This window comes from Dorea sp. OM07-5 (genome assembly GCF_003481355.1).
Taxonomy (GTDB): Bacteria; Bacillota; Clostridia; order Lachnospirales; family Lachnospiraceae; genus Dorea_D; species Dorea_D hominis.
Map to the genome: position 1 here is coordinate 175,850 of NZ_QUKZ01000007.1, position 9,095 is coordinate 184,944.

The 9,095-nt window shown below is 39.8% G+C and carries 13 protein-coding genes; 1 reads left to right on the top strand and 12 read right to left on the bottom strand.

Annotated features, from left to right (window positions below; translation table 11 throughout):
- Positions 1–10: 10 nt before the first annotated feature.
- From DXC04_RS08980 to DXC04_RS09005, 7 genes are all read right to left on the bottom strand, one after another.
- Complete coding sequence (locus DXC04_RS08980) at positions 11–1,018, bottom strand: LCP family protein (RefSeq protein ID WP_117537031.1); 1,008 nt, start codon at positions 1,016–1,018, stop codon at positions 11–13.
- A gap of 69 nt (positions 1,019–1,087) precedes the next feature.
- Positions 1,088–1,210: a hypothetical protein gene (locus tag DXC04_RS16040; protein WP_279209065.1), complete on the bottom strand. Its 123-nt coding sequence runs from the start codon at positions 1,208–1,210 to the stop codon at positions 1,088–1,090.
- 33 nt (positions 1,211–1,243) lie between these two features.
- The gene (locus DXC04_RS08985) at positions 1,244–1,963 is read right to left on the bottom strand and encodes a CpsB/CapC family capsule biosynthesis tyrosine phosphatase (RefSeq protein ID WP_118660825.1); all 720 of its coding nucleotides are present in this window, start codon (positions 1,961–1,963) and stop codon (positions 1,244–1,246) included.
- Positions 1,964–2,059: 96 nt separating this feature from the next.
- Positions 2,060–2,737, bottom strand: a complete 678-nt coding sequence (locus tag DXC04_RS08990) for a TetR/AcrR family transcriptional regulator (RefSeq protein ID WP_243112132.1) — start codon at positions 2,735–2,737, stop codon at positions 2,060–2,062.
- A gap of 250 nt (positions 2,738–2,987) precedes the next feature.
- Positions 2,988–3,251 carry a sporulation transcriptional regulator SpoIIID gene (spoIIID, locus tag DXC04_RS08995; RefSeq protein ID WP_118660827.1) on the bottom strand — a complete coding sequence of 88 codons (264 nt, stop codon included), beginning with the start codon at positions 3,249–3,251 and terminating at the stop codon, positions 2,988–2,990.
- Between the two features lie 26 nt (positions 3,252–3,277).
- The gene (locus DXC04_RS09000; protein WP_330426450.1) at positions 3,278–3,520 is read right to left on the bottom strand and encodes a hypothetical protein; all 243 of its coding nucleotides are present in this window, start codon (positions 3,518–3,520) and stop codon (positions 3,278–3,280) included.
- 52 nt (positions 3,521–3,572) lie between these two features.
- On the bottom strand, positions 3,573–4,748 hold the full coding sequence (locus DXC04_RS09005) for a M20 family metallopeptidase (protein ID WP_118660829.1): 1,176 nt from the start codon (positions 4,746–4,748) through the stop codon (positions 3,573–3,575).
- Positions 4,749–4,988: 240 nt separating this feature from the next.
- On the opposite strand from DXC04_RS09005, the gene DXC04_RS09010 reads away from it, so the two are divergent.
- Positions 4,989–6,317: a hypothetical protein gene (locus DXC04_RS09010; RefSeq protein WP_118660831.1), complete on the top strand. Its 1,329-nt coding sequence runs from the start codon at positions 4,989–4,991 to the stop codon at positions 6,315–6,317.
- Positions 6,318–6,540: 223 nt separating this feature from the next.
- Here the strand turns inward: DXC04_RS09010 and DXC04_RS09015 are convergent, their stop codons facing one another.
- The 5 genes from DXC04_RS09015 to DXC04_RS09045 form a co-directional block, all read right to left on the bottom strand.
- Positions 6,541–7,731 (bottom strand): site-specific integrase, encoded by a 1,191-nt coding sequence (locus DXC04_RS09015; RefSeq protein ID WP_009271880.1) that lies wholly within the window; start codon positions 7,729–7,731, stop codon positions 6,541–6,543.
- Positions 7,732–7,808: 77 nt separating this feature from the next.
- Positions 7,809–8,012, bottom strand: a complete 204-nt coding sequence (locus DXC04_RS09020; protein WP_004613735.1) for an excisionase — start codon at positions 8,010–8,012, stop codon at positions 7,809–7,811.
- Between the two features lie 373 nt (positions 8,013–8,385).
- Positions 8,386–8,625, bottom strand: coding sequence for a helix-turn-helix domain-containing protein (locus DXC04_RS09035; RefSeq protein ID WP_009321559.1), 240 nt, complete (start codon positions 8,623–8,625; stop codon positions 8,386–8,388).
- Positions 8,618–8,830, bottom strand: a complete 213-nt coding sequence (locus DXC04_RS16045) for a helix-turn-helix domain-containing protein (RefSeq protein WP_118660833.1) — start codon at positions 8,828–8,830, stop codon at positions 8,618–8,620. Before DXC04_RS16045 ends, DXC04_RS09035 begins: the two co-directional genes overlap by 8 nt.
- Positions 8,820–9,095, bottom strand: a 276-nt coding sequence (locus DXC04_RS09045) for a sigma factor-like helix-turn-helix DNA-binding protein (RefSeq protein ID WP_118660835.1), incomplete at its 5' end; no start/stop codon positions are given. The genes DXC04_RS16045 and DXC04_RS09045, both read right to left, overlap by 11 nt.

A 9,095-nucleotide genomic window follows, 5' to 3' on the forward strand; every position in this document is an offset into this window, starting at 1 on the left:
TACTCTGTCGTTATTTTTGTTTCTTATAAAACAGCTCCAGTTCAACCTGTTTTAAGCTGTCCTTATCTGGTGTAAATGTCTGCCATCCGTCATCGTCAAAACCTTCTTTTCCTTTCACCGTCAGTTTTGTATCAGCTTTGGCAGACGCCATCAATACTGCAAGCTTGGAAAACTGCTGCGCTGTAATATTCGTCGTCATATAATCCTGCAATGTATTGTAAACTTCCAGTGGAAACTTTTTATTTTCATTGCATTTCTTATAAAATGCCTGTTTAAATGCAACTTCATATACCTGCTGCCGTTTCATACGGTTGTCGTTCAGTCCGTCTCCAACGTCTTTACGCTCGCGGACAAATGTTTCTGCATCGTTTCCTTTTAAAGTGACCGTCTTTCCTTTTATAAGTGTTTTGCTTCCTGGAAATTCGTCTGTAATTTTCACAATTACGCCACCAACCATATCATTCACCGGAACAATCGCTCCCATATTAACCATGGCATATCCGTCAATCTTCTGTCCATCAAACAGATTTGATACCGCATCTACTGTATTTTCTGCCCGTTTTTTATGATCCAGACTCATCGCATGTGCCAGTGACAGTTGAATCTTCGTAGTAGCGAGATATTCTCCCTTATCACTCAGGCTTTTTACATTTGTCATCGTGTTACGGTCAATTGTTAACGTCTTACAAGTGTCTGTACTCCGATCCTGTACAACCAAAGCAAGTGTATCGCATTGTCCGGTTCCATCATACTCTTTGAGCTTCTTAATCTTGTCTGAAGAATCAATTCCCGCTATTAAATATGTAGAAATATTTTTCTTCGGAACGTACGTCTCTCCTTTGTAAACAATGGACTCATCTTTTTCCGTATCTGTACTCTGTACACCCACCGTCCGCGAATCGGCTATTTTGGAAATCCCAGCGATCACTCCTATCATAAAAATAATAAGCACAATCGCAATAATACTTTTCTTTTTCAGTCGTTTTTTTTCTGCCTGTTCTTCGTATTGCTTCTTCATAAGAGCCTTCTTTCATATGTCTGTATGTAATTATCCTTTTGCTTCTTATTTAATGTTATACGTTTTATCTTAACCCACCAGATTTTTGATCATTGCCTGCCCGCCTGTCGGGTACATGACTTCACATGCCAGAAGTCCGATTAATATAACTCCTAATATCACACTGCATACAATCACTTTCTTCTTTGTCATATCACATATACTCCTCTCTGTAATATACTGACTTTATTTCAAAATCGCAGACAGTAGCTTTTCCCCCTGTCTGTCAATCTGTTCCAGTACTTCTTTTCCGGCTTTTTTCTCTAAAATATCACGACCATCTTGCAAATTCGGCACTCTGTGATGTGCGCCATGGCAATCACTTCCCAGAACATGTGCTTTTCCTTCTTTAAATAACTTTACAAGATTTCTGGTGTGCATCCAGCCGTCAAATGCATCTGCATTGATCTGAATGGAAACTGGAAGTTCCAGTAGTTCTTTTATCCACTTTTTATTACCGGGGATCCACAGGAAGCGATCTAAATGTGCGATTATTATCTGAAACTTTCGCTCCTTTATCAGATACTCTACTTCCTTTATCTGCTGGCTATTCCATATTTCAAAAGGCATTTCAAGCAACATTAAATTTGTTCCCTGAATGGTCAGTTTTTCAATATCCCGTGCACGGCTGATTCCGTCAAAAAAAGCCACCTCGGCACCGAGTATAATCCGGGGTTCTGTCTCTTCCGACGCTTCGACAGTGTCGTGGAACTGAACCCAAGCTTCTTCACGCCTCTTTAAAAAGTTATCAATTCTGTCTTGTGACGCATAAAAATGGGGTGTCGCCAGCATGAGATCTACTTCTTGTTGTCTGGCCATCTGATGCATATTATACGATGTCTCCAAATTCCTGGCTCCATCATCTATTCCCGGCAGAATGTGGGAATGAAAATCTATCTTACTCATAACTTCTAACCAATTTTTATAACTCTAACCATTTATATATAACTCTCTAATAATTCTTATGTATATTATCACAAAGTTTAACAAACTGCAACCTTTTTATACCAAATGATATACCCGCAGTGTATTCTCCAGATACCGCACTGTGCGATGAACAGCCTGCGCAAGTGTAGGTTTGTTTTTATCAATGCGCATGGTCTCCAGCATTCCTCTGAAAATCAGGATACTCATCTCATTTAACTCACTGATTTCTTTATCCGTCAGATTATATTCTTTTTCCTGCAATACTTTTGTCAGAAGCATTTGATTTCTTTTATAAAAATCTCCATTTGCCATAAATTCTTCGTATTCTTCTATTTCTTCTACTTTTTCCTGTGGAAAAATTTCATAATACCGACGAAATATCTCCGTCATATTTGTCTCCCCAAGCGGGCTGAAAAACAAGAAGTTGTAAATGCGTGGATGACGAAATGCCTGCTCGCAAAAACATCTCCATTCTCCAAGATACCATTCTCTCATACTCTTGCCTTCTGAATATTTGATCTGCGATGTTTTTACATATTCATTCAGACATTTCACACTTGCAAACATTTCCAGCTCATCCAGGCTGTCAAAATAATTGTATAAAGTTGCGCTGTTATATTTGGCACGTTCTGCAACTTTTCGGATCGTCAGATTCTCAATCCCGATCTCTTCCATCAATTCTATCGTTGCATTGATAAAATATGCCATTACGCGCTTTCTCTTCTGTTCTCTCCGAAAATTTCTTGTAATCATATTTTTCCTCTCGATTCTACTGTAACTTTCTCCAATTCATCACCTATCGTACCACATTCCCGTTTACTCTGAAAGTGTCATTTATATTTTTCTATTGACTTAATATATGCCAATCTGTTTTGTCTGTTATTATCTTTTTTCATCACAGAGACAGGCAGAAGAAAATGCCTGAACACATTCTCCCGCCTGTCTCTACTACCACATTTTCAGACCTTTATTATAGTATTTGATTCGCGACATTTAAAAATCATTATTTTTCTTCAAGATGTCGGTGCAAATATTTTTCTCTTGTAGCCATTCCGCCTCTGATATGCCGTTCAGATTTATTTCTGTCCAGGACTTTTCTTGCCTCCTTTGCAAGCGCCGGGTTGATCGCCAGGAGACGGTCTGTTACATCTTTATGTATCGTGCTCTTGCTCACTCCAAATTGTTTTGCTGTCTGTCGCACCGTTGCTTCATGTTCAATGATATAATATGCAATCTCTACCGCCCGCTCTTCGATGTAATCTTTCATATAAAAACCCCTGCATAGTTTGTTTTTTACAATCTATGCAGGGGTTTTTTAATGTATGTCTGATTCGATTTTCCTACTCCCATATCTTCCGGCTGCAATGTTGCCTGTGCGCTTGGTGTAATGGATACAGATCGGTAACTTTCTGCAATGCCGGTAATTGTCAATGCTACAAAGTAAATGATGATAGATGTACCAGGAGCTGTAAATCCCATCATAGCCATTGGAAGAACTGCAAGCACTGTATACTGAGTATTTTTAAATAATTTCAAAGGAATTAATGGCTCATTGGCCTTTTCTTCAATTTTTGCTGTCGTTCTATATTTAATTGTTATTTTTTAACCACTGTGTCGCACAATGTGCGAGGCATCCTGAACCGATCGGACACACGTCTTCGTTGAACTGCACTTTCGGATTGTGTGCACCATACTGTCCTCTCTCATCTGTATATCCTGCTGACAGATAGATAAATGTAGATGGAATCTTCTCCGCAATTGTTGCAAAATCTTCCGATGCGCTTGCTGAAATTCCCGGATATGGAGTTAAACCAGGAATATCCATTTCTTTCATATATCCTACAATCTCATCGGTCAATTTCGGATCACAGATCAGAGGTGGTACTTCTGAAAGCATGGTAATCTCTGCCGTTCCGCCGTAATTTTCTGCTGTCTTTACTGCTGCTTCTTTCATTCTTCGTACCATAAGTTCTCTCGCCTGCTTATCATTGCTGCGGATTGTTCCTTCGATTACTGCCGTATCCGGGATGATATTTGCAGCTGTTCCGCCTTCAAATTTACCGACTGTCATAACACATGCTTTTGTCGGATCAACCTCTCTTGCCATGATTGCTTCCAGAGCTGTGTAAATGTGAACTCCGATATTGATCGGATCAATGGCATTCTGTGGATATGCACCGTGCGAACCTTTTCCTTTAATATCAATCCTGAATCCGTCCACGGAATACATCATTGTTCCGTTATCGTTATACATAAAAATTCCTACCGGCATCTGTCCTGCTGCCACATGATAGGCAAGTGCGGCATCAACTTTTGGATTCTCTAGTATTCCGTTCTCAATCATATCTTTGCTTCCTTCAAAAGTCTCTTCTGCCGGCTGGAACATAAACTTAATTGTTCCCTGTAATTCAGATTCATTTTCCTTCAGCATCTTTGCCGCTGTTAAAAGCATTGCTGCATGGAAATCGTGTCCGCATGCGTGTGCTTCCTGGCCGGACGGACATGCAAACGGTTCCCCACTCTCTTCCGGCATCGGAAGTGCATCCATATCTGCCCGAAGCATCAGAACCTTTCCACCCTTTCCCAGTGTTGCCGTCACACCATGACCACATTCTTTTGGCTCTAAGCCATATTCTTTTAATTTTCCCATAACAAATGCCTGCGCTTTTGGCATATTTAAGCCAACTTCTGCATTCGTATGAAGATAGCGGCGGTTAGCAACGGTCTCTTCTCTCAGTTCCTTCGCTCTCTCATAATAGTTCATATCGTCTCCTCCTTCTTAATAGCATCTTTCTTTCATACTTTACTCTAATTTTAAATTGTAGAATATATTTAGAATATTTGTGGAACACTTATGGAATATTTATGGAATAATCATAGCCGTATTCAATATATCAGTCAACACTTTTCTATAGCTCCTTGTGATTTTTGCTATAATTTACAATTTTTCGCCTTGAATTATGTGCATTTTTTCAGTAAAATATACAAAGGAAAGGAGAATTTCATGAAAACAAAGATTGTAATTATAACGAGTACATATCTTCATCCTTTTGTTGAAAAAGCTTTTGAAGAATTTAAAGAAGAATGTGATGTCACAATCGCAGATTATACAAATTTTGAACACATCGCAGATATCTATAAAAAATACGAAACCATTGCTGACGGTTTTATGGTCAGTGGTACAACAGCCCTGTCTGCAATCGAACATCATGTAGGAGAATTTAAAAAGCCGGTTGTATCTTTTCACGCAGATATGATTTCCTTTTACCACGCTCTTGTAAAATTTTTTCTTGAGCGCCGTGATTTGGATCCAAAGCGCTGTATTTTTGACTTTATGCTTCCGATTATTCAATCACCGAGCAATTATGAACATGCTTCTGTTGATTATCTCATCCATGAACTGGATTTAAATAATCTGGCACTTACGATGGATCAATGGGCAAATAAAAGTACAACCGGCGATTTTTCCATGATTGAAATGAATATTGCATTGAAAATTATCGATCTTTGGAAACAGGATAAAATTGATATGGTATTCTGCTCTTACAGCAGTACAATCCCCTTATTAGAAGAACACGGAGTTCCTTATTATTTTCTTTATCCTGTAAAAGACCAGTTAGAATCCCAGATCAAGGAATTATTGTCCCAGATCAGACTGGAAAAATACCGCGAGAATCTGCCTGCAGCAATCGCAATTGCCGCACATGAACCGTCTGTTTCTGATAAAACTGACCAAATACTGGAAGACGCTATTCAGAATATCAAGAAAGAGTTTCTGATCGACGCCATTTTGCAGAAAGAATCCAACGTTTACTACATTTATACCACTCACCGTGTAATTGCCATGATTACCAAAAACTTCGAGGTTGGACATATTATCGCAATGTTGAAAAAAAATTACGACATCTCTGCCGCAGTTGGTTATGGAATCGGGAAAAATATTACAGATGCGAAAAAGCATGCGGAAAATGCCCTGCGGGAATCCTGGAATACAGATGGAAGTTTTGTGATGAACGAGACCAATCAGCTCGTCGGACCGCTCGGTTCTTCACAGCTTCCGAGTTTTCCGCAAAATCTTCCGGATAACATCTTTAAAATTGCAGAGAATTGCAAACTCTCTACATTAACGATCCAGAAACTGATCTCCATCATTAAAATGACCGGTTCATACGACCTTACAACAAATGAGCTGGCAGACCATATGGGCGTTACTGTCCGGAATGCAAACCGCATTCTCCGCAATCTGGAAAATGGCGGTGCCGCTACTATTGCCCACACAAGGTCAACTACTTCTAAGGGGCGTCCGGTTAAAGTTTACCGGTTAAAATTATAGTATTTAAGAGATCAGTAAATCACTTATCCCGCCGGAGGTTTTTTTATTAAAAACTTACTAAATTTCTGATTATCTTTTCATAAGTTGGTAAATGCCGATATATCCCGTATTTTAGGGCTTTATCGGTATTTTCTTTTTGGAAGATACCTTGCATAAGCTGGCATTTACCAGCATGAAAATGCAACCAAAAGTAGTAAATGAGTAGTAAATATAAGCTCCGATATTAACAAGCCAGTCTTTCCAGTTCCGCTTTTGCAGATTGAAATGTACCGTGTGCGTAATAGCCAAGTGTCATGGTTATGTTAGCGTGTCCCATGAGATATTGCAGGGTGTTTGGGTTCATTCCTCTATTTGCCATATTCGTACAATAAGTATGCCTGAATGAATGTGGTGTGATGTTCGGTAACTTATCCGTGTGATACTTGTTATATTTCTTAATCAATCCTCGCACCATACCCTCATAGTTTCCTGCAACTTTAGGCAAGCCCTCACGGTTTAAGAATAGGAAATTGCTGTAACCACCTACAATCAGCGGTTGTGCTTTTCCTCTGCTCTTTAGTATTCTTTGGATTGCTTGATAAGCCCGTTCTGTCAATGGAAGTTCCCGTTTTCCGTTTTTGGTCTTTGGTGTTTCAATATAGTAGCCTATTTCGCTATCTTTCAATAGCTGGTGGTCTATATTGAGTATTCTGTTCTGCATATCAATATGCGTCGTCAGTCCGCAAAATTCAGAAATACGAAGTCCCGTTTCCAGCAGAAGCACAACCTCATCATAATACTTGCTGTAAATCTTGTCCTTTTCCATAAAGGCAAGCAGGCGTTCTTCCTGCTCTGGTGTAAGGATAACTTTCTGCTCCGTATCATCTTCCAGAACATCACTTAGCTTAAATTCAAACGGGTTCTTTCTGATACAGTCGTCTTGTATCGCCATGTAAAATGACGCTTTCAAGGAACGCTTATAGTTATCAATCGTTTTATAGGCATATCCTTTTTCACTCATTCTGATAGCCCATTCTTTAGCGTCCGATTGCTTCACAGTATCAATCGCCCTCATACCCAACGGGTCGTTTTTCAGAGCGTTCATAAGATACTGTCGTCCTTTTTCAGTAGCCCTTTTGATGTTCTTTCTTTGGCTGTTCTTCTTGTCGTAGAGCTGGCAGACTGTCATTTTACCGCCGACTGTGTCGATACCGTCGTTAAGGTCTTTTTTTATCTGTGCTTCTTTTTCCCTCAACGATATATCATCACGCTTTCCAGCAGGTGTCTTGTCTGTCGGTACAAGTTTCCAAGAATAGACAAATTGTGGCTTTCCGTATATATCGGTATATTTATAAACGTATCTTCCGTCTTTTCGCTGGCTCTCTCCATTACGCAAATTGCGATTTTTACCGTCTTTTCGTTTTACATTAGACATAGTGTAAAGCTCCTTTCCGTCATGGAATGAGCCGTGATACGCTATATTTATTATACCATATCTACGGCTCAATGACATTAGATTTCGTCCAATGTATCTATGATTTTTTCAAATTGTTTTCGCTTAATCTGAATACGGTTACCGTTCACGATAACCCAGCCAGCGTCAATATTTTCTTCGGCTAATTTACGCAATTTCTTTTCGCCAATGCGGAAGTATTTGGACGCTTCTTCAATCGTCAGCGTATATTTTTCCCAGATAGGCACATCAGTATTGTTCATAATCTATGCACCCCCTTTACTGTGTGTCATTTTTTACAAGCAGGCAGACGGCTTTGGAAAGCTCCGTTAGTATCTCAACTATTCCCATTCTTGTGGGCAGAACCGCACCATGCGGACGTATCATTATTCTGTGAGAATAGGTCGTGGCAAAACGACTTTTCCAACAGTCGCTCTCGGATCACTGCGTGGGTCGCTCGCTTTTTTTGAAAAGGTCGTGGCGTACAGTCCCCGTGGCTCGCTATCTCACAAACGTATCTGTCTGCTTTATTCAGTTGTCAAAGAGCTGTGGCGAAAGCGTGTTGCTTTCATGTAAAAGCAGGGGCAGAGCAGGAAAGAGGGGATTGAACAAATCATGCTCTGCGGTTACTGCTTGTTATTCTTCGGTTTCTAAAGGAATATCAAAGTCCAAAATCATTTTGATAAGTGCTTCTCTGATACGTCCTTTTAATTCCATGTCTACGACTATGCAGACATTACCATATTTGTCGTAGAACGGACGCAAACAACATTTTGATATGTACGGGTCATACAATGCCAGTATCTTTTCAATCGAATTTACGTTGCCGTCCACAGCCGACGAGATAAGGTAAAATGACGGGCGTGTGTTATTCATCATTCATGTTCTCCTTTAATTTTTTCTTGATTTCTTCAAGTGAGTTCTTCCTACTGCGGAACGACGTTGAACGGTTAATAAACGGACGCAAACAACATTTTGATATGTACGGGTCATACAATGCCAGTATCTTTTCAATCGAATTTACGTTGCCGTCCACAGCCGACGAGATAAGGTAAAATGACGGGCGTGTGTTATTCATCATTCATGTTCTCCTTTAATTTTTTCTTGATTTCTTCAAGTGAGTTCTTCCTACTGCGGAACGACGTTGAACGGTTAATCTTTAATCTGTCGCCGATTTCTGTATCGCTCATGCCTAAGAAGAAATACATCAACAAGATTTCTCTGTCTTTTTCAGACAGATACTTAATCGCTTCTGCTAAATTATCATCAAGGACACGAACCTCAATACCACATACATCAAAGGCGGTATAATCGCTTTCGTATTCGTCCCAGACTGCCAGCTTTTC